Source organism: Massilia sp. UYP32 (assembly GCF_050434365.1).
Lineage (GTDB): Bacteria > Pseudomonadota > Gammaproteobacteria > Burkholderiales > Burkholderiaceae_D > Telluria > Telluria timonae.
Genome location: NZ_JBNDIK010000023.1, coordinates 67047 through 92782 on the forward strand (window position 1 = coordinate 67047; position 25736 = coordinate 92782).

Below are 25736 nucleotides of genomic sequence, written 5' to 3' on the forward strand. Positions count from 1 at the left end.
CCCTCATTAATGGTGGAATAAGGATCGCTATTTTTGGGGTTGCCCATCCTGGACGGTCATTATCTCGAGGGGGACGCCGCCGCGGGTCGTGCGCAAAGTGACTAGCCTTATGGGTTCCAGCGCGTTCTCGGGGCGGCCGTCGGTCGTGACCGCCAGCGCGATCGTGTTCTCGCCGTGCGGGTTCAGGATGCCGGGCGGGATGACGAAGGTGCGCTGCGGGCCGATATGGGCGATGAACTGGCCCATGTTCCAGCCGTTCACGAAAATCAGCGCGCGGTTGTCGCGTTCGGAGCGTGGCTTGTCGGTGTCGCCGAAGGCCAGGGCCAGCTGGACGTCGTGGTCGCGCGGCAGGTCGAGCTTGAATTGCGTGCGCAGCCAATAGGTGCCGGCGGCCGGCGGGGCGTCGGTCGGGCGAGCGGACTGCCAAACCTGGGACGACGCGGTCGGCAGGTGCCAGCCGGCGCGCTCGCCATACAGGCCTCCGTTGTTCATCGGGCCGCGCACGCGGTCGACCAGTTCCTCGCCGCCCTGGCGGCCCTGGATGCGCCAGGCGATCGGCGTGCCGAAGCGCTGGCCGCCGCGGCTCGTCAACGAGGCCGAGATCAGGCCGCGCGCCTCGCGATGGAAGTCGTCCGCCATCAGGTTCCAGTTATGGCCGTTGTTGCGCACCATGACCGCGATCACGTGCTCGCCCGGCGTGAGCTTGCCCAGGTCGAGCTTGACGCTGTCGGTCGTCTCCGGGAACGAGCGGCCGGTGTCCAGCTCGTGCTGGCCGACGAAGCGGCCGTCGATCCATACCTGGATCATGCCGGCGCCGCCGGCCCCGTAGAACAGCTCGAGCTGCTGGGCCTTCGGGTCTGAGGTGGTGAAGCGCCCGCGATACCACACGTCGCCGTGGTGGAAGCCGTAGTCGCTCATCGCCAGGGTCGGCTGCCCGCGTTCCGGCATGGTCCAGGTCTGGGCCGCCGATGGACGCCGGTCGGCCCGCACCCAGGCGCTGTCGTCGAAGCGCGGCGCCGCCTCCAGGCTGTCCATGCGCCGGGTCCAGGCCAGCCGGGCCAGGTCCGGCACGCGCACCGCCTCCGGGCCCTTCAGTCCGGCCGCGCGCATGCTGCCGTCCGGCTGGCGCGTGAGCGCCAGTGGTTGTCCGTTAAAGCTGGCCGCCTCGAACGCCGGCCCCCAGATCTCGATGGCGCCATCCTGGTCGACGTCGCCCGTCATGGCAAGCAGGCCGCCGGCGAGCCGCGCCGAACGCACCAGCGCCGGCGTCAGTTGCAAGGCGCGTCCGGCCCCGGTGTCCTGGGTCCAGAACTGCATGCTGGTCTGTTCGTCCGCCAGCAGGAGCAGCATCGGGGCTCGCCCGCCGCCCGAGATGCGCACCCGCGCCAGGCCTTCGTGCACGTAGTTCAGCACCAGGTCGCCCTTCGCCGCGTCCCAGCGCGACTGCACCCGGCCCGCCAGCACCTCGACCTTCGGCGCGCCGGCATAGCGCAGCACGGTCTCGCCCTCGAGGCTATCGCGTCCGTGCAGGAGCACGATGTCGCGTTCCCCGTCGCGCAGGTGCGTCTGCAGCTCGGAGGTCGAATACACCAGGCGCTGGCGTTCCATATCGTAGGAGGCCAGCAGCATGCGCGCGTCCTGCCCGCGCAGGGTCGAGGCGATCGTGTACTCGCCGTCGCGCGTGGCGAGCCTGACGCTGAAACGCTCCTCTCCCTTGCCATCGAGGGGATTGTGGGCCGCGAACACCACGTGGGCGCCCAGGCGCTTGTTGACGTTGTGGTAAACCCTGACCTTGCCGTCCGCCGGCGCCAGCGGCGGCCCCTTGTCCATCTCGGCCAGCACCGCTTCGGCGGCCTGGACGAACATGCCCTGCTGCTTGAGCGCATAGGCCTTGGGACGCAGGCCGCGGTCTTCCGCAATCGCCGCGCCGTAGTCGTACGAGGTGTAGACCACCGGACCGGCCAGCCAGCCCCACGAAGTGCCGCCGAAGGTCATGTAGACGTTGTGGATCGTGATCCGGTTGATCAGGTTCGTCCCATAGAACACCCGCTGGTAGCCCTTGCCCTGGCGCTCGGCGGTGCAGGCATAGGTGCCGTTCGAGCCCCAGTAGTCGAACCAGCCGCCGCCCAGTTCCGCCGCGAAGCCCGGCGTGCCGGGGGAAGACAGCGCACCGGCGCGCGGGCCAGGCGCGCCATGGATGCCCCAGTCGGGCGCCTTGTTGGCGCCGGCGGGGTTGGCGTGCACGTCGCAGCTGCCGCCCGGGTAGCCGTCGAAGGCATAGATGTCGGTCGGGCCGGGATTGGCCCACGCCGCGCTCGAGTCCTTCGGCGTCCAGTCGGGCAGGCGGCCGGCGGCGTTGTGGAAGAACGGCACCGTGATGCCGTCACGGCGCGCCTTGCGCGCCAGGTGCTCCATCTGGCGCACGTGCTTGGGCTCCACCTTGCCCAGTTCGTTCTCGAGCTGGTAGGCGATCACGTTGCCGCCGCCATCGGTGACCTGGTGGCGCGCGATGATCGCGTTCACCCGGGTCATCCACTCGTCCACCGCCGCCAGGTACACCGGGTCGTCGGTGCGCGCCTCACCGCGGTTGCGGAACATCCAGCCCGGATAGCCGCCGCCGGTCAATTCCGAGTTGATGTACGGGCCGGTGCGGGCGATGACGTACAGGCCCTCCTCTTTTGCGATCTGCAGCGCGCGCTCGACGTTGCGGATGCCCGAGAAATCGTAGACCCCGGGCGCCGGCGAATGGTAGCCCCAGTCGAAATAGAAGGCCACGCCATTGAAGCCGAGCGCCTTCATCTTCTGCATCACGTCGCGCCACAGGGCTGGGTTGGGCAGGCGGAACGGGTGGATCTCGCCCGACCACACCACCACCCGCTTGCCATCGATCTTGAGGGAATACTGATCCCAGCTCACCTTCCGTGGCGCTCCCTTGGGCGCCGACACGCCGACCAGCTCCCCGGCATCGCCCGCCAACGCGCCAAACCCCGACGCCATCGCCGCGGTGCCGGTCAGGCGCCGCCGTTCGCCCCAGGTGCGGCCGCCATCGAGGCTGTCGGCGTGCCATGCGCGCCGACCGGCGTCGACGCCGTACAGGCGCAGGGCCGGGCCATGACGCACCAGGGCCGCCGCCGTCACGCCGGCGCCGAGCTTGTCCAGGGTGGCCTCGACCTTCCATGGGCCGGCCAGGGAGGCGGCGCGCGCCAGCGCCAGCCGGCCGCCCTGGTGGCGCGCCACCGCCACATAGCCTTCGCCATCGAGCAGAACGGCCGCGTCAAGGTGGCCGGCCAGCCCTTCCAGCCGCCGTGGCGCCGACCAGTTGGCCAGTTGCGCGTCCGGCGCGACCATGTGGACGCCCCCGGCGTTCGCGAACACGAGCTTGAGAGTGCCGTCGCGCTCGCGCACCCAGCCGGGCTTGCCGGACTGGCCGGCGCCGCCCAGCGGGATGTCGCGCAAGAACTCCCACTGCCGCAGATCGGGCGAGCGGGCCAGTCCGATGCCGCCTGCGCCGTTCGCATACGCCAGGTAGTAGCGACCGTCGGCGTGACGCGCCAGCGCCGGATCGCGCAGGTCGCCGGCGGGCGGAGTCCAGGTCTCGGAAGCCAGCGAGGTAAAATCGGCGCCGTCGTTCGAGACCAGGATGCTCAGCGCATTGGCCGCGCCGGCCGTCAGCGCCGGCATCAGGACGACTCGGCCATCGCTGTCGCCTGCCTTGGCGGCGTCACGCGCCGCCTGCATCCCCGAACCCTGGGGAATGCCGAGCTCCTGGGCCGAGGGCAAGCCTGCCGCGCACAGGGCGGCGCAGGCCGCCGCCATCGAGTGATACCACTTCATATCGCACTCCTTTGCTGCATATCCACGCTGTTCATTGCTTCGCTGCCTCCCTGTCTGCGACCGGCTCGCCGAAGTCGGGCATGCCGTCGTCGCGCCAGATGATCGCCTTCGCGCGCGTGTGGCGGTTCGGGTCGCGCAGCGGCTCGCCCACGATGTCGCGATAGTCGCGCGCATGGTAGACCAGGATGTCGGTCTTGCCGTCCCGGCTGGTGGTAAAACTGTTGTGGCCAGGTCCATACTGGCCGGTCTTCTCGCTGCTGCGCAGGACCGGCTGCGGCGACTTGGTCCACGCGTCCGGGTCGAGCAGGTCGGCGTCCTCTTGCGCCCACAGCAGGCCGAGCGCGTAGTTGGCGTCGGTGGCGCTGGCCGAATAGGTCATCAGGACGCGGCCATGCTTGACCAGCACCGCCGGCGCTTCGTTGACCCAGTGGCCGATCCTTTCCCAGGCGTGCTCGGGACGCGTCAGCAGCACGGCCGGCTGGCGGATCGCCAGCGGACCGTCCATCCGCGCCAGGTAGATGTTGGTGCCCTTGCTGCCGTCCGGCGCGACCTGGGTCCATGAGAGGTAGCGCTGGCCGCGGTGCGCAAAGGTGGTGGCGTCGAGCGCGAAGCTCTCCCAGCCGGTCTTGAGCTGGCCGCGCTCGATCCATTCGCCCTCGAACGGATTCTCCGCGCTGTTCTCCAGCACGTAGAGCCGGATCTCCCACACCTTGTCGGCGCGGCCGGCGCTGAAGTACAGATACCACTTGCCGTCGATGCGGTGCAGCTCGGGCGCCCAGATGTGGGCGCCCATCTCGCCGCTGGCGTGCTTGCGCCAGACGACCCGGGCCTCGGCCTTCCCGAGTTCGGCGAGGCTGCGCGCGCGGCGCAGCTCGATGCGGTCGTACTCGGGCACCGTGGCCGTGAAATAGTACCAGCCGTCCGGATGCAGGGTGACGTGGGGATCGGCGCGCTGGCGCACCAGGGGGTTGGCGAAGCCGGCATCATCGTCGGATGCGGCCGGGGCCTGGCAGCCGGCCAGCGCCAGCAGCACGCACAGGATTGGCAATGCATGGGATTTCATGGTGTCCTCTCAAGCGAAAAAGCCAGCCACCCCATCAAGGTCGGCTGGCTGCAGACATCGGGAACGAGATCAGATCTTGACGCCCAGGGTCAGGAAGTAGCGGCGTCCAGACCAGGCCAGTTCGTTGATCCGGAACGGGTCGCCCGCATCGCTGCGCTGCACTTCGTCGGTCAGGTTCTTGCCCTCCAGCGCGATCGACACGCGGTCATTGAAGCGCCACTGGATCTTCGCGTCCAGGAAGCCGGTCTTTTCCTGGAATACCGGGTTGCCCGAGACGTCGTTGGCGCCGGTGAAGAAGCGGTCGCGGTAGGTATAGGCCAGGCGCGCATTGACCGGGCCCTGGTCATACCACAGCGAGAGGTTGTAGGCGGTCTTCGACATGCCGGGATATGGCAGCACGGTGTCGTCGAGCAGGTTCAGGCGCTCCTTGCCCGGCGCGTACTTGTAATCCATGCGGGTGTAGTTGGCGTCGATGCCGAAGCCGCTCAGCCAGCCCGGCAGGAAGGTCAGCGCGGTGCGGCCGGCCAGCTCGATGCCCTTGGTGGTGGCGCCCTCGCCGTTGACGGCTTGGGTGACGTTGAAGCGCTGGCCGTTCTTGAACAGGTCGACGTCACGGGTGAGCACGCGCTCGATCACGTAGCTCGAGATGTCCTTCTCGAACACGGCCAGCGACAGCTGGCTGTCCGGCGTCGGGTAGTACTCGAGGCTGAAGTCGGTGTTGGTCGAGCGGTAGGGCTTCAGGTCCGGATTGCCGGCGGTGCAGGTGTCGACGCCTTCGCCGCCGAACTGTGGGTTGCCGCTGCCCAGGACGCAGGTGGCGTTCGGCGCCAGCAGGTCCATGCGCGGGCGCGCCATCGCCTTGGCCCAGCCGACACGGGCAAGGAACTTGTTGTCGATGAACCAGAAGGCGCCATTGAAGCTCGGCAGCCAGTCGTGGTAGGTGTTGTCGACCGTGACGACCCCGTTGCTCATGACGACGTCGGTGTAGGTCGTGGAGCCGGGGGAGGTTTCGGTACGCACCGAATAGCGCTGCAGGCCCGAGGACTTGTTGTCGGTGCGGGTATATCGCATGCCGATATTGCCGTCGACCTCGTAGCCGAACAACTGCGTGGCCCAGTCCAGGCGCAGATAGGTGGCGGCGATCTTTTCTTCCACGCCGAACGCCGGGATCTGCGGATAGACGTTGCCGTCGCTGCCGGGCGAGTCATACAGGTAGTCGTGGTTGAAGGCCGACGTGTCGAAGAACGGCAAGGCATTCGCGAACACCGGCGACATCCAGCCGGACGGCATGCCCTTGACGTCCCCCAGGCCGCCGAAGAAGGTGCCGGGCGAACGGCCGCTGACGGCGCTGATCAGCTGCGCCATTTGCGCGGCGTTGATGTAGCGGGTCGAATAGCCCGAATTGATGAAGGACTGGGCGTCGTTCGGACGCTGCGCGCCGCCGGTATAGAACGGATCGTAGATCGCGGTCTGGTTGATGTTGGCGCCGCGCACATTGATGTCGTCGGCGGTCGACGCCGGGTTGGCGCCAGTGCTGGCGAGGTAGCCGCCGCCGTTGTACTGGGTCGATTCGGCCTTGCGCGCCTGGGCGCCGAACCACAGCTTGGTGAAGAACGGCGTCGTCAATCGATAGCGCAGGTCGACCTTGGCCTGGTCTTCCTGGTTCTTGGTCTCGCTCGGGCGGTACTGGAGCTGCGCCTGGACGTAGGAGGCCGGATCATCCGGGCTGTAACCGGACGGGAAGGTAAAGCGCGGCAGGCCCTGGTCGTCCAGGGTCACTTTCAGCCCCGGCGCATTCTGGGTCAGCGCGATGTTGTTGCTGTCGCTGTCGTAGTGCGAGCGCGAGGTGCCGAACAGGCCCTCGACCTCGAGGCGGTCGCGCTTGTAGAGGAAGCCCGAGGTGGCATAGCGCGAATCGATGTCGAGCTGGAAGTCGCGCGCCGAGGTGCCGAAGGCGCCCTGCCCGCCCCGGCCAGCCGCGTACAGGCAGTTGCCGACGGTGTAGGAGGTGACGTGGTGGTTCGTGATCACCATATCGTCCGGCGTCGTGGCCGCCGGCACGCACGTGCCGACCGTGGTCGGCACGCCGGTGGCCGGGTTGTAGACCGGCGCCTGGCCGGCGTTCGCCAGGCGATTCGCATCCGGGAAGTCGGTGCCGAAGTTACGGTCGTTCAGGCGCTGACGCTGGGTATTGGCCTGGTAGCTCACCCAGGCGTTGAAGTTCTTGCTGAACTCGTACTGCGCAGTGACCTCGCCCGACGAACGCTTGTGGTCGCGGGTCCAGATGCCGTAGCGCGCAATGCCCGGCGAGTAGTCGAACCACTGGCGCCGGCAGGCATCCGCCTGGGCGGAGCTCAAGCCCGAGGTGGCGCAGCTGGCCGCATCGCCGATCGCGGCCAGGCGCGGATCGGTGCTGACCACGGTCTTCTCGGGCGACTTGTCCCAGTCCTGGATGAAGCGCCACGAGGTGTTGCGCGCGTAGTCATTGCGGGTGTGAACCTCGTCGTAGACGAAGTTGGCCATCAGGCCCAGCTTGCCGCCCAGGTACTTGTCGGCCATGTACAGGTTGCCGCGCGGCTGGATGCCGCCGCGCGAAGTCGCGTGTTCGGCCGAGATGCTGGTGCCGATGGTCGGCTCCTTGAAGTCGAGCGGCTTGCGCGTCTTGATCGACACCGAGCCGCCGACGCCGCCTTCGGTCATGTCCGCGGTGATGCCCTTGTAAACGTCGATCGAGCCGATCAGCTCCGATGCCAGCTCGCGCAGCTCGGCGCCGCGGCCCGCGGTGCCGCTCGTGTTCAGCACCGACATGCCGTTGATCTCGATGCGGTTCAGGTCCGGCTCGACGCCGCGGATCGAGATCTGCGAGCCTTCGCCGAAATCGCGCGACAGCTGCACGCCGGTCACGCGCGACAAGGCTTCGCCCACGTTCTTGTCGGGGAACTGGCCGATGTCTTCGGCCACGATCGAATCGGACACGGTGCTGGCGCGCAGCTTGCGATCGATGGCCGATGCCACCGAGCGGCGCGTGCCGGCGATGTAGACCACGGCCGGCGCGGTCTCGCCGTCGCTGATGGTGGCTGGCGGGGTGCTGGCCGATGGCGCGGTCGAAGCCGGGGCTGGATTCGCCGGCGTCTGCGCCGCTTCCTGCGCCAGCGCGCCATGCGCGGCCAGGAGGGCGATCACTGCGGCTACCGCCCGCGCGCAGCGGGTCGGGTGAAGCACGTGCGTGCGTGTCGTTGCTTGGTTCATCTGTCGTCGTCTCCAAGGGCTCTGTTATAGGTGTACTGCTTGGCCTTGAAAACATTCTATGTGCGTACAGTCGCCTGATTCCATATGGCATTGAAAGAATCATGCACCTGATCGAAAGGGGCGCATTCGACCTGGAATCGCTCAAGCGATTGAGCGATTCCCTGGGTTTGCATGGCGCACGCGCCGCACCGCCCGCATCACGGCAGCTCGTAGAATTCGGCCTCGATGATCGACAGCTGCGAACGCGCCACCTGCCGCGCGCCGGTGTCGGCGTTGGCCTGGTTGGCCACTTCGAGCATCCGGATCGCCCCCGCGTCATCGGCCTGCCCGTCGAGCGCGATCCTCACCTCGCTGCCGTGGCGCGGCGCCAGCGGCAAGGTGACGTAACCGAGGTTCTTCGGCGTCGTGCCCCGGTACACCTCGGCGCCAGCGGCAAACACGCGCAAGGGATAGCTGCGCTCGCGCCAGCCGGTCAGCTTCAGCACCAGCTCGCGCAGCAACGCCGGGCGCGCCAGGCGATACGTGATCTCGGCCGGCGCACCGGGCGCGTTGGCCCAGCTGGTGGTTTCGTCATCGTCGACCGACTGCGCGGCGCGCTCGCCGATGCTGGCCGCCGTGCTGCCAGCCACCGGCACCGCGACCGGTGTCGATGCCAGCGCGAGCCCGGCCGGCGCCAGGCCGTCGGCGCGCGCCCGCAGCGCGTGGTTGCCGGCGCTCTGCGCGATGCCGCCGCGCCATTCGGCCGACCCCGCCAGTTCGAACCGCACGCTGTCGAGCGCTAACCGGATTGCGCCGTCCGGCGGCATCGACCGCCTCCGCCTGCACCAGGGCCAGGTTGGCGCCGTCGTGGAAACCGGGCTGGTAGGCGCCGGCGGGTCGCCGACCGTCAGCTCCCAGCCGGGGAGAAATCGTACTGGGTGCGGGCGGCCCAGGCAGGCATGCCGATGCCGCGATCGACGGGGCCGCCAGGGCCAAGGCGCCCGGGATGGGCAATGCGGTGCGATCCATGCGTGTCGCCATCCGTCGATGCTGGTCCAGCTGATGTCTTCGTACGCCAGCGCCTGTATTGTTCAGCATCCGGCCCCGCCTGTGCGGCCCGGGCGCGAATCACTCAACATCGTGACCGATCGCGCCGGCCGGATTGACGGGCGCGCTGAATCATCCGGTAATGGCGCTCCGACCGACCTGCTTTTTCATCTACCGGCACCGAGATCATGAGCAAACCTTTCAAACGCATCCTCTTCACCGGCACGGGCGGCAACCTGGGCCGCTGTCTGCGCAAGCGCCTGCACGACTTCGCCGACGTCGTGCGCCTGGCCGACGTGGCCGACATCGGCCTCGCCGGGGCGAACGAGGAAGTGGTGCAGTGCGACCTGGCCGACCGCGCGCAGGTGATGCGCATGTGCGACAGCGTCGACGCGGAGCTGCACTTCGGCGCGGTTCACCCTGGATGGCGGCCAGCCGTTCGCCTATCCGGCGGAGGACGACCTGAGCACCTTCCTGCAGGGCGGCGCGTTCGTGACCACCGGCCCGAAATATCCGCAATAAGGCGTCGATGAAGATACTCGCCCTGCTCGCGCTTGGCGCACTGGTGGCGAGCGGCGCCGCCCATGCCAGGCCATTCGCGCTGGACCGCAATGGCGCCCTGCCCGTGCTCGTCACCGACGGCAGCGCCACCTCTCGCCTGGCGGCCGATCTGCTGATCCGCGACCTGGCCGCGCTGACCGGCATCGCCGGCCGGCGCGTGGAAGGGTTGAGCGACTGCCCGCAACGCTGCATCGTGGTCGGTAGCGCCGACACCGCGCTGGTGCGCGACGTCGCCAGCGCCATCGGCGCCGACCTGGCGCCGCTGGCCGGGCAACGAGAGCGCTACATCCGCTCCATGGGCCGCGCCGACGGACGCGACGTGCTGCTGATCGCCGGCGCCGACCGGCGCGGCGCCGTGTATGGCGTGGTCGACGCCTCGCGCGAACTGGGGATTTCGGCGTGGGAATGGTGGGCCGACGTCAGGCCGGCGCGCAAGACCGGGCTCGCGCTCGACGGCGCGCCGCGCCTGTCCGCCGCGCCGTCGGTAGCCTGGCGCGGCATCTTCATCAACGACGAAGACTGGGGCTTGCAGCCGTGGGCCGCCAGGACGCATGACCCCGCGAAGGACATCGGCCCGCGCACCTATGCCCGCGTGTTCGAGCTGATGTGGCGCCTGAAGGCCAATTTGCTGTGGCCGGCCATGCATGACAGCACCAGGGCCTTCTATACGATCCCCGGCAACGCCCAGGCGGCCGACGACCATGCGATCGTGGTCGGCACTTCGCACGCCGAGCCGATGGCGCGCAATAACGTCGGCGAATGGCAAGCCGGCTTCGGGGAATTCAACTGGTTCACCAACCGCGATGCGCTGCTGGGCTACTGGCGGCAGCGTGTGGACGAGGTGAAGGGCTTCGAGAACGTCTACACCCTCGGCCTGCGCGGCGTGCACGACTCGGCCATGGAAGGCGCCAGCGGACCGGACCAGGCCCGCGCCACGGTGGAGGAAGTCATCGCATCGCAGCGCGCCATGCTGGCGCACACGCTGGGCCGGAGCGCCGAGCGCATCCCGCAAGCGTTCACGATGTACAAGGAGGTGCTGGATTACTACAACCGCGGCTTGCGGGTGCCGGATGACGTCACCCTGGTCTGGCCGGAGGATAACTACGGCTACCTGAACCAGCTCGGCACGGCGCGCGAACGCGCGCGCGGCGGCGGCAACGGCATCTATTACCACGTGTCGTACTGGGGCCGCCCGCACGACTACCTGTGGCTCGGCACCACCCACCCGGCGCTGATCCGCGACCAGCTCCAGCGCGCCTGGACCACCGGCGCGCAACGCCTGTGGATGCTGAACGTGGGCGACATCAAGCCCAACGAGTACCTGGCCGAGTACTTCCTCGACGCCGCCTTCGACGCCGGCGTGCTGCGCCAGGACCCGGCGCGCCACCTGGCCGCCTGGGCCGGACGGCAATTCGGCGCCTTTCACGGCGAAGAGATCGCGGCGATCAAGCTCGAATACTATCGCCTGGCCTGGGAACGGCGCCCGGAATTCATGGGCTGGAGCCAGACCGAACCCACGCGCCCGGTGCGCGCGACCGACTACATCCGCACCGGCGGCGAGGAAGCCGAGCGGCGTCTGGCGGCCTACCGCGCGCTGGTGCGCCGCGCCGAGGCGCTCCAGGCCCGGCTGCCGTCGCTGCTGCACGACGCCTATTTCCAGCTGGTGCTGTACCCGGTGCGCTCCAGCGCCAGCCTGAACGAGCGCATCCTGAAACTCGATCTGGCCGCCGAGTACGCGCGCCAGCAGCGCCCCTCGTCGAACCTGTACGTGCGCCAGGCGCGGCGGGCGCATGCCGCCATCGCGGCCGATGCCGCCGCCTATGACACGCTGGCCAACGGCAAGTGGGCCCATTTCATGGACGTCGCGCCGCGCCGGCTGCCGGTGTTCGCCGAACCGCTGTACCCGAGCTACGACACGTCCACGCGGCGCGGCTGCGGGCTGGTATACCCTGCACCGCATTCGGTCGAGGCAAACCAGCTGGTGGTGCCGGCCGGGCGTGCGGTCAGCCGCACGCTCACGGTGGTCAGCCATGGCGGCCAGGATGTGGCCTGGTCGGTCGGTCCCGAGGCGCACGGGGTGCGCCCTAGCCTCGCGGCCGGCCGGCTCGACGCCGGCAACGGCCACGAGCAGCGCCTGGTCCTGCATGTCGATGGAAGCGCCAACCCCGCGCTCACCCTGCGTTGCGGCGCGCAGACGCTGAAGGTGAACCTGCAGGTGCAGGCCCTTGACGGTGGCCTGCCGGGCGAGCGCGAACGCATCGTCGTGCTGCCGGCGGCCAGCGCTTCAGTGCCGGTGTCATCCGACTGGGAAGCCCTGCCCGGCCTCGGCACGTCCGGCAGGGCCATGCGCGCGCGCCTGGAGCTGCCTTCACGCGGGGTGGACGCGCTCGCGGGCGTGGCGCCGCTCGAGTACCGCTTCCAGACCCGCAGCGAAGGCGGCGCTACCCTGCGCCTGGTCGCCGTGCCCGTGCATGCACTGACGTCCGAGAACCGCCTGCGCATCGCGGTGCAGCTGGACGATGGGCCGCTCGAGGTCTTCGATTACACGACGGTCGGCCGCAGCGATGAATGGAAGCGCAATGTGCTGGGCAATATGGCGGTGCGCAGCAGCACGCTGGCGCGGCTCGATCCAGGCGTGCACACCGTGCGCATCTATGCGCTCGATCCGGGCGTGGTGCTGGATCGTGTCGACGTGGTGATGGATGGGGCGCCGGAGTACTATGGGATGCCGCCGATGGACTGACGCTGCATGGCGCAGTGTGGCCAATCGCGGCTACCATGGCGGCCAGTGTCGGCGCGCCGAGGTCGGACCGATCGCTTCAGCCGGGCAGTTCCAGCACTTGCATGTTCTTCTCGAGCGCTCCGCTCAATGTCGGTAGCTCTGCTGTCTCTTCGAACACGAACTCGAAACCAAAGTCGATGATTTCGCGCCGGGCGATCACGCGAAAGCCATTGACCGTCACGGCGTAGTTCCCTGGCCTGAGCATGACTTCGCGCCAGTTCTCTCCTGGGGCCCATTCTCGAAGCGTTGCCATGTCCGATATCACGGCTTTGGTGACGATTTTTAATGGAAACGTAGCGTTAGAAACAATAATGGTTTTCGGATCAATCCCTCGAGGTTCCTTATCGGTCCGCAGGATGATCGAGTAGATACCATCATCCAAGCCGAGAACAGGCAGGACGATCCCTTGCTCGACCACTCGTTCTCCTTCATCCGATCCGACGAAGCGCGCGTAGAGATTATCGCCAAGATTAATCTCGCAAAAATACCCCGCCAGGACACTGGGATCGAATATCACAATCCCGTTGAAGTCGACGATCAGTTCAAAGTTCTGCATCCGATTCCATCCTTTTTTTGGAATATGGCTACATTGACTTCGCTGTAGCAACTAGGCTAGGTAGTCTGGACGAAGAATGTTCCAGCGTCCTTGCCCAGATCGCCCGGGCTTGCTTTCGGGCGGATGAACAGATAGCCGACTGCGTCGGATAGGCCAAGAGCTCCCCGGAATGGATGAGGAAACCTGGCTCCATAGATTTGTAACGCGAAACACTCGTCGTTCAAGCCGAGGGGCTCGGCCTGAAGAAGACCCGCTTTACCACCCAATTTAGAACCAGTGTAAGGCTCATCGTCGGCCACCTCGCCCTCTGCCTGCATTGCCATTGCAGGAACTCACTGACTGGTATGCCTCACGGACGACTGTCCATAGTGCGGCGGGGGCAGCGCGATTCCCTTGAACAGAAGTTCCTTTGAATCATCCCAGTTGACCCCTGTAGCGAAGTATCTGCGCAGGCGCTTGCGGATCTTGCCGGCGTCTCCATACACCCCGCTGAGCTCATGGCGATAAATCACATCCAGATCCGTTCTCGGATCGAGGTCGGCCTTGATAATGGCGGCGCCACAGGACGAAAACTGATCGGTCAATCGGATCAGATCCGCGCCATAGGTCCCGGCGCCCTTGAACACCGCGCTCAACATCACCATTGGAATAGGAGCGGAACTCGGGATCACTCCCGCCTGACCGAGCTTAACGACGATCAGCGAATCCAGATTTTTCTCTGCGACGTAGATGAAAAATAGCGAGGGGACGTCATTCAGATCGACGCCATCCCATGCGTTCCTGGGCTGGACAATGTCGAAGAACTGCATGATGCCGTTCTTGCGCATCTGCGCAAGCGTGAACGCTTCATTACCGATCTCGAGAACGACGACATCGTTTTCTTTGCAACCGGTCTTCTTCAGCATCCCGCATTCCTCCTGAGCATGCACGCCCCACGCCTGACAAGACGGCCATCGAGATTATCGCCGACGTTGATTCCCAAGAAGCACTCGATCAAATCATCATCGACGGTGAGTTCAAACTTCTGGCTTTTTCAGATGATCAACTATCATTTTTTTGAAATTGAAGTCATCATAGGCGGCGTATTTCGGTAGCCCCTCTGCCTCGCGGATATCGATCTCCCTCTCGTTCTCATAAATATCCGTGACGGTCAGGGCGAAAGGCGGCGTACCATACACGTAGCGCAATGTGGCGTACTCGTCCCCAGGTACGAAATCAGTCTGGTGCTCTATGATCCGCCAGTCTCCCAGGTCACCGACCTCCAACAAAGAATAGCTCTCGATTGGGACCGGCGGCACCAGCCACGTTTTCTCTTTACTGTGGTCGAAAATGGGCTGGCGCGAGAAATAATCAAAGATCTCCGCAATCGCGCCGATCGAGACATTGGCAACGATCCTGCCAAATCCGAATCTACCATCGTCGAGTCTATAGGCGAAAATATCTCCTGGCGTTACTTTCTGCCTCTTCCTTCGCTTGGCCGTCTTGATCGAAACTTGCTTGACCTCGAGTTCGTCGAAGCCAGCAAGTACGTCGTTATCCAGGTTTGCCTTGAATGCAAGATCCAATGCGTATTCCAGTTCCTGTAACGACGGCCGCCTCGACAGATCTTCTTGATACGCCAGACTGAAATCATGTAGAAAGTGGCGTACCGAATCCAGCACTGCGTCACCAATGACCACATCCGTACTGCCTTGCGCGCTCCACCATCCCATACTCCCTCCGTGATTGGTACGCCATGCCGGTCATTCGGTTACCCACACCCACCACCAAGTGTCGAACGGGCGTTTCGATATGCCGACTCGAAATAGGCCTGTCGACCGCGAGGCCGTGTCGTGTTGTCGTGCGCGAATGAAGCCACTTTATTTCCGCGCTGTTCATAAGTCACTGCTTGTTGCAAATCAAACCCGACGGTTCCTGTCTTGGTACCCAAGTACTCGATGTGCGCCTGCTCAATGCCTCGGGCTGTGCCATAAGTGACATTTCTCGCGATTGGGCTCATTTTGGCGCCCTCAGGCATTCGTCCACTCAAGCGATGCTCGCGGCTTCTCCGAAGCAGATCATCCGTAACGCCAACATAGTAAGGTTTGTCGCTGCCCGGCGCATACAGGCCATATACCGCGTAGCCTGGAGCACTTTCGGAGATCCAACCCCACGGATCGATCCACGCAGTTGGATTCAACGCATAAGCGTACAGGTTCAGACCGCCTGACAACCCAATCGGATCCTGACTGACAAACCTCCCCACATCCGGATCGTAATACCTGAACGTGTTGTAATGCAGCCCCGTCCCCTTGTCCGCATACTGCCCAGGATAGCGCAGCGGCTGCTCGGTGCGCTCCAGCAGCATGGCATCTTCCCCGCGCTCCACCCGGCCCCAGGCGCCGTATTTCCCGGCCCACGCCAGCTCTCCCGCCTCGTCGGTCAGCTCCAGCGGCGTCCCCACCGGATCGGTGTGGAAGTGATACACCCTCGACGACGAGCGCGCCTTGTCGATCGTCACACCTGCGATGGCGCCGGCGACGACCGCATCCACCCGCGCCAGCGGCGTGTACATCGCATCCGGGCTGTACACGTAGCTGCTGACGCTCCCCTCGCGCACCTCCTGCGCCATGCGCAGCCCTTGCCAGACGAAGCGCCGGCGCTGGCTGCGCGCCAGTCCCGAGGCGTCGCGCCGTGTTTCGCTGCAGGCGATGCGCCGGCCGAGCGGGTCGTACTCGAAGCGCGTCTCGACCACTCCCTGCGCATCCTCGGTCCACACGCCCGTCAGGCGGTCCTCGGCGTCGAAGGTGAAGCGCTGATCCTGGCGCGCGCCCTTGCGCTTGTGGCTGACGTTGCCCCAAGGGTCGTACTCGTAACGGATATCGCGCCAGACCTTGAGCCGGGTGCCTTCGACCCGGCCCCGGCTCCCGTCCACGCCCGCCTTCCCTGAGCCGTCGAGCAGGTTGCCGGCCGCGTCCCACGCGAACCGCTCGTCTTCCAGGTCGGCCGCGCGGCTCTGGCGCAGCAGGTGGCCGGCGCGGTCGTAGCGATAGTCGATGCGGCCACGGACGCTGTCGTGCACTTCTCCCAACTCCCCCTGCAGGTCGTAGCGGTAGCGGCGCCACAGCTGCCCATCGCCGGGGCCGAGCGCATGACCGAGCAGGCCCGCAGCCTGCCAGCTGCGCCGCCCGAGCACGTCGTAACCGGTGCGCTGCACGATGCGCCCCTGCGTGCGCAGGATTTCGCGGTGCAGGTCGTCGCGCTCGATGTCGCTGACCACGCGCCCGCCCACCCGCACCTGGTGCACGTGGCCCGCGCCATAACAGAGTTGCTCGATGCGCTGGCCATGCGGCAGGTCGATGGCCGCGAGGTTGTCGAGTTCATCCAGCTCATAACGCACCGTGCCCTCGGCGCCGTGCTCGGCCAGCAGGCGCCCGGCCACGTCGTAGTCGAAGCCGACGCTGCTGGACGTCACCCCAAGCGCGCTGCCGGCGGCGAGCGGCGCCCGGGTCGCCGCGACGAGCCGGTCGGCATCGTTCCAGGCATAGGTGGACACCGAGGTCGCGCACGTCTGGCGCAGCAGCCTGCCCATCCCGTCGCGCTCGAAGCGCATGGTGCGGCGCGCGCGGGCGAGCGGATCGCCCGCCGATGCGCCCAGCTTCTCGAGTTCGACCAGCTCGCCCGCGGCGTCATAGCCCAGCTGCCGCTCCACGCCATCCGGCCTTATCTCGCGCACCAGCCGATCGCCGCTGTCGTAAGCGAAGTCGTACCGGGTGTCGGGGCCGGACGCCAGCTCGACCAAGCGGCCGCGCGGATCGTAGCGGTAGCTCAGCCGCCGCTCGGCCGGATCGAGCGCCTCGACCACCTGGCCGCGCGCATTGCGGCGCCAGCGCATCGAGACCTCCCTGTAGCGCTGCCCGACGGGCAGGCCGGCCGCGTCGTACGCAAACTCCTGCACGCTGCCGTCCGGCAGGATGATCCTGGCCGGCTCGCCGGTCGGCAGGCGCTCGAAGCGCGTTTGCTGTCCCAACGCATCCGTCACGGTCTCCAGGTAGCCGGCGGCATCATAAGCGTAGCGGGTGGTCTTGCCGGAGCAGTCCGTGTAGGCGGTCAGCTGTCCCAGCGCATTCCAGGCCATCGTCCGGCGCGCGCCGCGCGCGTCGACATGCGCCACCGGCCACGGACCAAGACCCGGCGCGTACTCATGCCGCTCGACGCGCCCCAGCGGATCGGTCGTGTTCAGCAAGCGCCCGAGATGGTCATACCCGGCGCGCCAGCGCGCGCCGCCCGGCAGGATCGTCTGCGTGACGCGCAGGCTGTCGCCGTCATAGCTGGTCGCGGTGCGCCGTCCGAGCGGGTCGGTTTCCAGGACGATCCGGCCCGCCGCGTCATACTCGAAAGCGACGCTGCGTTCGCCCGGCAGCGCGATGTGGGTGGGCTGGCCGGCGTCGTCGTAGCGTATCCGGTAGGCGCCGCCATCGAGGTCGGTGCAGGCCACGATCCGCAACTGCTCGTCGTAGCGCCAGCACGCCTCGCGGCCCAGTTCATCGCGCACCGTGGTCTGGCGCGCCTCAAGGTCATAGGTGAATCCGGCGCGCTCGCCTTCGCTGGACCAGCAGGCGACCACGCGCTGGCGCCCGCCAATGTCGGCCCAGGCGTAGTGCGAGACCAGGCCCAGGGCGCCCGTATGGCTCGTCATCACGCCGTTCTGGTAGCCGAAGCGGCGCACGACCGCCCCGTTCGCATCGGTCACCGCGACCAGCTGGCCGAGCGCATCGTAGTCGTAGCGCACCAGCTGGCGCGGGTCGCCGTCCAGGCGCACGATGCCGGCCAGGCGCTCCGGGTGCGCGGGGCAGTAATCCAGGCGCAGGTCCAGGCCACCGCTGGCGCGGATCGCCCGCACCCGCCCGGCGTCGTCGCGCGCGAATGCCTGCCACTGCCCGCAGCGGTCTTCGATGCGCTGCAACCATGCCACCGCATCCGGGCCCTGGTCGAGCTGGCCGAAGTCGTAGTAGCGCTCGTTCAGGTCGACCATGAGGTAGCGGCCGTCGCGCGCGCGGACCAGGTAGCGCTGTTCGCCCGCGCTGTACAGCGCCTGTCCGGGCGCCATGGGCGGAAAGCCCGTCTCGCGCCCCTGCGCGTCGCGCAGCCAGAGCCGCTCGTCGCGCCGCTGCAGGCGCAGTTCCCATGGCAGCACCCAGCCGGCGCCCAGGCCGCCACCCGGGCTCGCATCCAGCGCGAGGTCGCTCGCATAGAAGCGCGCCAACACGATCGGCAGCGGCCCCGGCACCACGAAATCGACTTCGTCCTGGGCCAGCAACACCTTGCGGCCGGTCGCGACCTCCACCGGCCTGCCGTAGAGTCCTCCCATCACGCGTCTGACCACCGGTTCGGCGACATAATGGCCGACCGCCTCGCCAAGCATGAAGCCGCCGATAAACTTCGCCGCGCATGGCACGACCGCACGCGACAGGCCGCCGGCCGCCTTGACCAGTCCGGCCAGCCCGCCGACCAGGCCCGCCAGGGCGAAGGCCCAGCCGACCGTCGTGCGCAGCCACTCGGGCACCTCGTCCTCGACCGGCAGGTAGCCGACCCGGCCGCCGCCGATGAACACGTCGTGCGAGCCGTCGTCGATCTTCGCGCCGCAGGTGATGGCGTCGTCCTTGCGGGCCGCCGGCAAGCCGTTGATGAATACCGAGCCGGAACCCTCCGCCACCAGTGGCGCCGGATTGTGCTTGTCGCAGATGGCCGTGCTCATGGTGGTGCAGGCCGCGCCGAGGCGGTTGACGAAGACGTCGGGCGAGGCGCTGCCGAGCGTTCCGGAGGGATTCGAGAACATCCGGCCGATCGCTTCCCCGAGTCCGAGAATGGCGGTCGCGCCGATCCCGGCGGCCAGGCCGGCCAGCAGCGCCACGCCGAAGCCGCAGGTAAAGGTGGCGAAGGCCACGGCGGCGATCAGCGCAATGCCGATCACGGCCCCGACCAGGAAGCCTTCGAGCGCGCAGGTATGCGCGATCGGGTCGGTCAGGCGGGCGGCTTCGAACATGGCGCCAGCCACTAGCGCACCTGGAGCTGGAAGCTATCCAGCCAGGCCCGCCACAGCGCCTCGAAGGCGTCGTCGAACGCGCCCGGCGTCGCGGCGCTGAACACGAGCACGCGGCCGTCGCCGATGTCGAACGCGGCCTGGCGCTGGCGCACCTGTTGCGCGCCGCTGCGGTATTGGGCGTCGATGCGCATGCCGGCGTGGGCTCGTGGCCCCGGGCCGAGGCGCTCCTCGTCCCGGGCCAGCAGCTTGTGGCCCGGCAGCCGCGCCTTGAGCATGCCGAGCTGGCGCTCGACGTAGGCGCCCAGGGTCTCCCCGCGCTCCAGCCAGTCGCGCGCGATGCTCAGGTTGGGCTGGCGCTGCGGGTCGCCCGGCACGAACAGGTTCGCGCTGCGGTCCGCGAAGCCGGGCGGCAGCGCAACGCTGCCCTCGTGCAGGTGGATTCGGACTGTCGTCTCGCTCATGGATGCCTCGCTCGACTGGTTCAGGGATTGAGGAAAATCTTGCCCGCGTTGATCACGATCTCGTCCGGCGTCAACGTGATGGTGCTGCCGCCGACGGCGAAGGTGATCTTGCGCGGCGAGACGACGGTGACCGCGCCGTCGAGCGAGGTGATGCTCACGTCGCCCTTGACGGTGCTGGTGTGGCGCCCTTCGCTCACATTGAGCGTCAGGTCGCGCCGGATGGTGTGGGTCTGCGCGCCGCCGACCGTGAGGGTGCGGTCCCCGCCGATGCCTTGCGTTTGCGTACCGCCGACCTGCAGGCTGCTGTCGGCGCCGACGGTCCGGGTTTCGCTGTGCTTGACCACGGTGTCGAGGTTGCGCTCGGCCTGGACCCACAGCTGCTCGCCGCCTTTCTTGTCCTCGAAGCGGATCGCATTGGCGTTGTCGTAGCCGCCGCCCGGCGAGGAGCGCGACAGCACGCCGCTCTGGGTCTTGTTGGCCGGGAGTTCCCACGGCGGCATCGTCAGCGCGTTCGGCACCATGCCGGTGATCAGCGGCCGGTCCGGATCGCCGCCCAGGAAGGACACGATCACCTCGGCGCCGATGCGCGGGATCGAGGTCATGCCGAAGTTGGAACCGGCCCATGGGGTGGCGACGCGGATCCAGGCCGAGCTACGCTCGTCGTGTTGGCCTTCACGGTCCCAGTGGAACTGGACGCGCACCCGCCCGAATTCGTCGGTATGGATCTCTTCGCCGCGCGGGCCGACCACGGTGGCGCTCTGGATGCCGTAGATGCGGGTCTCGTCGCAATGAAAGCCGCGGCCCGGCCGCCAGGGGATCGCGCGGCGCTGGCAGGCGACGCGGTTCTCGTAGGCCGGTTCCTCGTCCTGCGCCAGGTAGTTGTTGGTGGCGCGGTGGTGGCAGTCGAGCACGAGGAACTCGCTGGCGCCCTCGCCGCCGGTATCGAAGTGGCCGTCGAGGCGGAACCAGCGGCCCGGCATCAGGCAGCGGTTGTTGCCCGCCCCCTCGAACAGCTTGCCGCGCGCCTCGGCTTCCTCCATCCGCAGGCGCGCCAGCGCATCGCCCGCCGCCAGGCCGGCGAAGCCGTAGGCTCCCGCATAGTCGTAGGATTCGAGCGCCGGCACCTGGCCCTGGCGATTCAGGGTCGTGGTCGAGGCCAGCGCCGCGCGGCCGTTCCTGAAGTCGTAGCTGCTCACGGCGACGCTGGAAGGCACCAGTTGGCGCGCCGCCGACCACTCGCCGATGCCGTCTTCCTCGACCGCGCCGCCGTGGCGCTGGTAGGGGACGGCCGGATCGCCGTCGATGGCGGCGGCGCGCGTCGAATCGTCGGCCAGCACCAGCCGGTGGCCGTCGGCGCCATGCTCGAACCAGTAGTAGATCCCGGCCGCCGCCCAGCGCCGCGCCAGGTAGTTCAAGTCGCTTTCGTCGAACTGGCAGGCCTGCGTCATCACGCGCTCTTCGCTCCTCACGCGCCAGTCCCAGTCGGCCAGCACGCCATAGTCGGCGAACACGCTGCGCGTCTGGTCGTACAGGCTCGCGTGGTGGAACAGGTAGTTGTCCTTGCGTAGCGCCAGAAAATCGAGCCATGGTCCCAGCCGTGCTTCGTAGAAGGCGAAGCCACCGTCGACCTTGAGCAGCGCGAAACGGAATACCCGTCCCGTGAAATGGCGCAGCGTGCCGTCGCGGCGCACCAGTTCCACGCACACCAGCTTGCCCTGCAGGTCTTTCAGCGCAATGTGCGCGTCGTCGGACAGCAGCCCGAGCGTGTAGCTGAAGGACCGCGACAGGCCTTCGGACGCTTCCAGCGTATCGACCAGCAGCAGCGCGGCCGGGCCGTCCCAATGCGGGAAGGAAAGCCGCAGGATGCGGTTGTGCTGGCTGAGCGTGCTGGCAAGCTCGGGGAAGCGGGTTGCATCGCGCATGGCATGTCTCCGGCAATGGCCTGCTTCCCAGCGTAATCGCCTTGCAAAAATCGTAATAGTTCTATGACAAGGTTTTACGGTATAGTGAGCAACCGCGAGTTTTGCTTCCGCTCAACTGCCGCCCGTCTGCTGATCAATCACCAGATTGAACAGACCGGCGGCCGGCCGTGCGGTACTATCGCTGAGCCGGCGTCTTTACGGAGCCGGCGGCGACGGCACGGCGGCTAACGCCGGGCCCGGCTGACTGATTAATCGAGAACACGACCGGGGCGATCGACCCCGGCGGCACAGAGACATCGACCCATGACCCCATTCACCACGCTCGACACCTTCGTCTTCCTGGTTTACTTCGTGGCCATCTCGGCCTATGGCATCTGGATCTACTGGCGCAAGAAGCGCAGCAGCGGCAAGGCCACCCACGATTTCTTCCTGGCGGAAGGGTCCCTCACCTGGTGGGCGATCGGGGCCTCGCTGATCGCCTCGAACATCTCGGCCGAGCAGTTCATCGGCATGAGCGGCTCCGGCTACCGCATCGGCATGGCGATCGCCGTCTATGAACTGATGGCGGCCGTGACGCTGGTGATCGTGGCCGTGTTCTTCATGCCGGTCTACCTCAAGAACCGCATCTACACGATGCCGCAGTTCCTCGAGCAGCGCTACGGCAAGGCGGTGGCCACCACCATGGCGGTGTTCTGGCTGGGCCTCTACGTGGTGGTGAACCTCACCGCCATCCTCTACCTCGGCGCGCTGGCGATCAGCAGCATCGCGGGCCTGGACGTGATGGCCTGCATGCTGTTCCTGGCGCTGTTCGCCACCGTGATCACGCTGGGCGGCATGAAGGTGATCGGCTACACCGACGTGGTGCAGGTGCTGTGCCTCGTGATCGGCGGCCTGGTCACCACCTGGATCGCGCTCGACCTGGTGGCGGCGCTGGCCGGCGGCCAGGGCGCCTTGCGCGGCATGAGCGAGCTGTATGTGCGCGCCGGCGAGCATTTCGACATGGTGCTCTCGCGCGACAATCCGAGCTATATGGACTTGCCGGGCCTGTCGACCATCATCGGCGGCATGCTGATCGTGAACCTCAACTACTGGGGCTGCAACCAGTACATCATCCAGCGCGCGCTCGGCGCCGACCTGCACACCGCGCGCAAGGGCCTGCTGTTCGCCGGCTTCCTTAAACTGCTGATGCCGATCATCGTGGTCTTGCCCGGCATCGCCGCCTATGCGCTCGACCGCTCGGGCACCCTGGGCGACGCCATGCGCCCGGGCGGCGAGCTCAATCCGGACCGCGCCTATCCGACCCTGCTCGCCCTGCTCCCGGCCGGCATCAAGGGCCTGGCCTTCGCGGCGCTGACGGCGGCCGTGGTGGCCTCGCTGGCCGGCAAGGCCAACAGCATCGCCACCATCTTCACGCTCGACATCTACAACAAGCACTTCAACCGCGAAGCCAGCGAACAGAAGATGGTGTGGATCGGCCGGGTGTCGGTGGTAGTCTCGATGGCCATTGCCGTGCTGCTGGCGCCACTGATGGGCATCGACAAGAAAGGCGGCTTCCAGTACATCCAGGAATACACCGGCTTCGTCTCGCCCGGCATCCTGGCGATGTTCCTGCTCGGCTTCTACTGGCGCAAGACCACGGCGGCGGCCGCGATGTTCGCCACCATCGGCGGCCTGGTGTTCTCGGTGTTCCTCAAGTTCCTGCCGCTGGCGATGGACCTGTCGTTCCTGGCGCCGATCGGCTTCGCGGTCGACAACGGCGCCGGTGTCTACGAGATCCCGTTCCTCGACCGCATGCTGATCGTGTTCATCATGGTCGTCATCGGCATGGTCGTGATGAGCAAGATGGCCGAGCAGGACGGCGCGCTCAAGCGCATGCACATCGACCGTTCGCTGTTCCGCGTCGATGGCGGCTTCGCGCTGGGCTCGGCCGTGATCTGCGTGCTGCTGGTCGCCATCTATGGCATCGGGTGGTAAGCTCAAGGCCAACCGACCATGACGAGGAAAGCGATGTTCAACCCTACCGACCACCCGCACCGCCGTTACGATCCGCTCGGCGGCGACTGGGTACTTGTGTCTCCCCACCGCGCCAAGCGCCCCTGGCAAGGGCAGCAGGAAGCCCCCGACCGCGCCCCCAAGCCGGCGCACGACCCGGGCTGCTACCTGTGCGCCGGCAATGTGCGCGTCAATGGCGAGCGCAATCCCGACTACCAGGGCACGTATGTGTTCGCGAACGACTTCGCGGCCCTGACACCCGACACCCCGGAGGCGCCGCCGGGCGCCGACCCGCTGTTCCAGAACATGAGCGCGCGCGGCACCAGCCGCGTGATCTGCTTCTCGCCCGACCACGCCAAATCGCTGCCGCAGCTGCCCCTGCCGGCGCTGCGCGAGGTGGTCGACACCTGGTGCGAGCAAGCCGCCGAGCTGGGCGCCAGGTACCGCTGGGTCCAGGTGTTCGAGAACAAGGGGGCGGCGATGGGCTGCTCCAACCCGCACCCGCATGGCCAGGTCTGGGCCACCAGCTTCCTGCCCGACCTGCCCGCGCGCGAAGACCGCCACCAGCGCGCCTACCACGCCGAGCACGGCCGTCCGCTGCTGCTCGACGTCGCGGAGCGCGAGGCGCAGGCACAGGAGCGGGTGGTGGTCGAGACCGCGCACTGGCTGGCCGTGGTGCCGTACTGGGCGGCCTGGCCGTTCGAGACGCTGCTGCTGCCGCGCTTCAAGGTCGCGCGCCTGGAAGACCTGGACGACGCGCAGCGCGCCGACCTGGCGCTCGCCCTCAAGCGCCTGACCACCCGCTACGACAACCTGTTCCAGACCTCGTTCCCGTATTCGATGGGCTGGCACGGCGCGCCCTACGGGCAAGACGACGCTGACGACGGCGGGCCGGCCTGGCAGCTGCATGCCCACTTCCATCCGCCGCTGCTGCGTTCGGCCTCGGTGCGCAAGTTCATGGTCGGCTTCGAGATGCTGGCCGAGGCCCAGCGCGACCTGACGCCGGAACAGGCGGCCGCCATGCTGCGCGCCGTCTCCGACGAGGTGCACTACCTCGACGCCCCCGATGCCCCCGCTTCCAACCCTTGAGCGCACGATGAGCGATCTTTTGACGGCCAGAGCGGCCGACGTCTTCCTGGCCGCCTTCGGCCAGCCGGCCACGATCCGGGTCCAGGCCCCGGGCCGGGTCAACCTGATCGGCGAACATACCGACTACAACGGCGGCCTGGTGCTGCCCTGCGCCATCGGCTACCGGACGGTGATCGTGGCGCGCCCGCGCGCCGACCGCCGCATGCGGGTGGTGGCCGCCGACTACGACGACGCCATCGACGAATATGCGCTCGACGCGCCGATCGAACGCCTGGCCGCGCCGATGTGGGCCAATTACGTGCGCGGCGTGGTGCACGAGCTGCTGCAGCGCGAGCCCTCGGGCCACTCCTTGCCCGGCATGGACATGGTCATCGCCGGCGACGTGCCGCAAGGCGCCGGCCTGTCGTCCTCGGCCTCGCTGTCGGTGGCGGTGTGCACGCTGTTCTCCACCCTGCCCGACCACCCGGGCCTGGGCCCGATCGAGGCGGCGCTGGTGGCCCAGCGCGCCGAGAACGACTTCGTCGGCTGCAAGTGCGGCAATATGGACCAGATCAGCTCCGCCTGCGGCGTCCAGGACCACGCGCTGCTGATCGACTGCCGTTCACTGCAAGTCAGCCCGGTGCCGATCCCGGCCGGCGCGGCGATCATGATCGTCGAATCGCACATCACGCGCGGCCTGGTCGACAGCGCCTACAACACGCGCCGCGCGCAGTGCGAGCAAGCGGCGCGCCACTTCGGCGTGCCGGCCCTGCGCGACGTCGACCTGGCCACGCTGGCGGAGAAAGGCGACGGCCTCGATCCGGTCGCGCTGCGCCGCGCGCGCCACGTCGTCAGCGAGAATGCGCGCGTCGTCGCGGCGGCAGAGGCGCTGGCCGCCGGCGACCTGGAGCGCATGGGCGAGCTGATGGCGGCCTCGCATGCGTCGATGCGCGACGATTTCGAGATCACGGTGCCCGCCATCGACCGCCTGGTCGACATCGTCAAGGACGCGATCGGCGATGCCGGCGGCGTGCGCATGACCGGCGGCGGCTTCGGCGGCTGCGTGGTGGCGCTGGTGCCGGAAGCATTGGTGGAGGTCGCGCGGCTGGCGCTGGCGCGCGACTACCGGGCGCCGAACGGCGCGCAAGCCACCGTGCACGTCTGCCGCGCGGCGGCCGGCGCCGGCAGCCTGTAGGC

Annotated in this window: 15 protein-coding genes; 5 read left to right on the plus strand and 10 right to left on the minus strand. The window is 67.5% G+C overall.

What is annotated here, in order from left to right:
- Positions 1 to 27 precede the first annotated feature (27 nt).
- From ABIB42_RS18435 to ABIB42_RS18450, 4 genes are all read right to left on the minus strand, one after another.
- Complete coding sequence (locus ABIB42_RS18435) at positions 28 to 3834, minus strand: beta-galactosidase (RefSeq protein WP_429248772.1); 3807 nt, start codon at positions 3832 to 3834, stop codon at positions 28 to 30.
- A 31-nt stretch (positions 3835 to 3865) separates the two neighbouring features.
- On the minus strand, positions 3866 to 4897 hold the full coding sequence (locus ABIB42_RS18440) for a glycoside hydrolase family 43 protein (RefSeq protein WP_429248773.1): 1032 nt from the start codon (positions 4895 to 4897) through the stop codon (positions 3866 to 3868).
- A gap of 69 nt (positions 4898 to 4966) precedes the next feature.
- Entirely contained in the window at positions 4967 to 8146 is a 3180-nt protein-coding gene (locus ABIB42_RS18445) for a TonB-dependent receptor (RefSeq protein ID WP_312485180.1), read from the minus strand.
- 197 nt (positions 8147 to 8343) lie between these two features.
- On the minus strand, positions 8344 to 8952 hold the full coding sequence (locus tag ABIB42_RS18450; RefSeq protein ID WP_005667540.1) for a hypothetical protein: 609 nt from the start codon (positions 8950 to 8952) through the stop codon (positions 8344 to 8346).
- A 408-nt stretch (positions 8953 to 9360) separates the two neighbouring features.
- On the opposite strand from ABIB42_RS18450, the gene ABIB42_RS18455 reads away from it, so the two are divergent.
- Complete coding sequence (locus ABIB42_RS18455) at positions 9361 to 9705, plus strand: hypothetical protein (RefSeq protein WP_429248774.1); 345 nt, start codon at positions 9361 to 9363, stop codon at positions 9703 to 9705.
- Positions 9702 to 12476 carry a glycosyl hydrolase 115 family protein gene (locus ABIB42_RS18460; protein ID WP_429248775.1) on the plus strand — a complete coding sequence of 925 codons (2775 nt, stop codon included), beginning with the start codon at positions 9702 to 9704 and terminating at the stop codon, positions 12474 to 12476. Before ABIB42_RS18455 ends, ABIB42_RS18460 begins: the two co-directional genes overlap by 4 nt.
- Positions 12477 to 12552: 76 nt before the next feature.
- On the opposite strand, the gene ABIB42_RS18465 is transcribed toward ABIB42_RS18460, so the two are convergent.
- The 6 genes from ABIB42_RS18465 to ABIB42_RS18490 all read right to left on the minus strand — a co-directional run bounded on the left by ABIB42_RS18465 (position 12553) and on the right by ABIB42_RS18490 (position 21479).
- Positions 12553 to 13071 (minus strand): hypothetical protein, encoded by a 519-nt coding sequence (locus tag ABIB42_RS18465; RefSeq protein ID WP_219864289.1) that lies wholly within the window; start codon positions 13069 to 13071, stop codon positions 12553 to 12555.
- Positions 13072 to 13403: 332 nt separating this feature from the next.
- Complete coding sequence (locus ABIB42_RS18470) at positions 13404 to 13976, minus strand: hypothetical protein (protein ID WP_005667544.1); 573 nt, start codon at positions 13974 to 13976, stop codon at positions 13404 to 13406.
- A gap of 111 nt (positions 13977 to 14087) precedes the next feature.
- Positions 14088 to 14783, minus strand: coding sequence for an Imm26 family immunity protein (locus ABIB42_RS18475; RefSeq protein WP_005667545.1), 696 nt, complete (start codon positions 14781 to 14783; stop codon positions 14088 to 14090).
- Between the two features lie 38 nt (positions 14784 to 14821).
- On the minus strand, positions 14822 to 19096 hold the full coding sequence (locus ABIB42_RS18480; RefSeq protein ID WP_429248776.1) for an RHS repeat-associated core domain-containing protein: 4275 nt from the start codon (positions 19094 to 19096) through the stop codon (positions 14822 to 14824).
- A gap of 11 nt (positions 19097 to 19107) precedes the next feature.
- Positions 19108 to 19557, minus strand: a complete 450-nt coding sequence (locus ABIB42_RS18485; RefSeq protein WP_005667547.1) for a DcrB-related protein — start codon at positions 19555 to 19557, stop codon at positions 19108 to 19110.
- Between the two features lie 20 nt (positions 19558 to 19577).
- Positions 19578 to 21479 carry a type VI secretion system Vgr family protein gene (locus ABIB42_RS18490; RefSeq protein ID WP_429248777.1) on the minus strand — a complete coding sequence of 634 codons (1902 nt, stop codon included), beginning with the start codon at positions 21477 to 21479 and terminating at the stop codon, positions 19578 to 19580.
- Between the two features lie 303 nt (positions 21480 to 21782).
- Here ABIB42_RS18490 and ABIB42_RS18495 point away from each other — a divergent pair, with 303 nt between their 5' ends.
- From ABIB42_RS18495 to galK, 3 genes are read left to right on the plus strand one after another with little or no spacing between them, the layout of a single operon-like run.
- The gene (locus ABIB42_RS18495; protein ID WP_005667550.1) at positions 21783 to 23453 is read left to right on the plus strand and encodes a sodium:solute symporter family transporter; all 1671 of its coding nucleotides are present in this window, start codon (positions 21783 to 21785) and stop codon (positions 23451 to 23453) included.
- 33 nt (positions 23454 to 23486) lie between these two features.
- Positions 23487 to 24560 carry a UDP-glucose--hexose-1-phosphate uridylyltransferase gene (locus ABIB42_RS18500; RefSeq protein ID WP_313634072.1) on the plus strand — a complete coding sequence of 358 codons (1074 nt, stop codon included), beginning with the start codon at positions 23487 to 23489 and terminating at the stop codon, positions 24558 to 24560.
- A 7-nt stretch (positions 24561 to 24567) separates the two neighbouring features.
- On the plus strand, positions 24568 to 25734 hold the full coding sequence (gene galK, locus ABIB42_RS18505) for a galactokinase (protein WP_429248778.1): 1167 nt from the start codon (positions 24568 to 24570) through the stop codon (positions 25732 to 25734).
- The last annotated feature ends 2 nt before the right edge of the window (positions 25735 to 25736 follow it).

Coding starts and splice junctions, on each gene's coding strand:
- ABIB42_RS18460 (WP_429248775.1), top strand. CDS start 9,702: ATGAAGATACTCGCCCTGCTCGCGCTTGGCGCACTGGTGGCGAGCGGC.
- ABIB42_RS18500 (WP_313634072.1), top strand. CDS start 23,487: ATGTTCAACCCTACCGACCACCCGCACCGCCGTTACGATCCGCTCGGC.
- ABIB42_RS18475 (WP_005667545.1), bottom strand. CDS start 14,783: ATGGGATGGTGGAGCGCGCAAGGCAGTACGGATGTGGTCATTGGTGAC.
- ABIB42_RS18435 (WP_429248772.1), bottom strand. CDS start 3,834: ATGAAGTGGTATCACTCGATGGCGGCGGCCTGCGCCGCCCTGTGCGCG.
- ABIB42_RS18480 (WP_429248776.1), bottom strand. CDS start 19,096: ATGTTCGAAGCCGCCCGCCTGACCGACCCGATCGCGCATACCTGCGCG.
- ABIB42_RS18495 (WP_005667550.1), top strand. CDS start 21,783: ATGACCCCATTCACCACGCTCGACACCTTCGTCTTCCTGGTTTACTTC.
- ABIB42_RS18445 (WP_312485180.1), bottom strand. CDS start 8,146: ATGAACCAAGCAACGACACGCACGCACGTGCTTCACCCGACCCGCTGC.
- ABIB42_RS18455 (WP_429248774.1), top strand. CDS start 9,361: ATGAGCAAACCTTTCAAACGCATCCTCTTCACCGGCACGGGCGGCAAC.
- ABIB42_RS18490 (WP_429248777.1), bottom strand. CDS start 21,479: ATGCGCGATGCAACCCGCTTCCCCGAGCTTGCCAGCACGCTCAGCCAG.
- galK (WP_429248778.1), top strand. CDS start 24,568: ATGAGCGATCTTTTGACGGCCAGAGCGGCCGACGTCTTCCTGGCCGCC.
- ABIB42_RS18450 (WP_005667540.1), bottom strand. CDS start 8,952: ATGCCGCCGGACGGCGCAATCCGGTTAGCGCTCGACAGCGTGCGGTTC.
- ABIB42_RS18485 (WP_005667547.1), bottom strand. CDS start 19,557: ATGAGCGAGACGACAGTCCGAATCCACCTGCACGAGGGCAGCGTTGCG.
- ABIB42_RS18470 (WP_005667544.1), bottom strand. CDS start 13,976: ATGCTGAAGAAGACCGGTTGCAAAGAAAACGATGTCGTCGTTCTCGAG.
- ABIB42_RS18465 (WP_219864289.1), bottom strand. CDS start 13,071: ATGCAGAACTTTGAACTGATCGTCGACTTCAACGGGATTGTGATATTC.
- ABIB42_RS18440 (WP_429248773.1), bottom strand. CDS start 4,897: ATGAAATCCCATGCATTGCCAATCCTGTGCGTGCTGCTGGCGCTGGCC.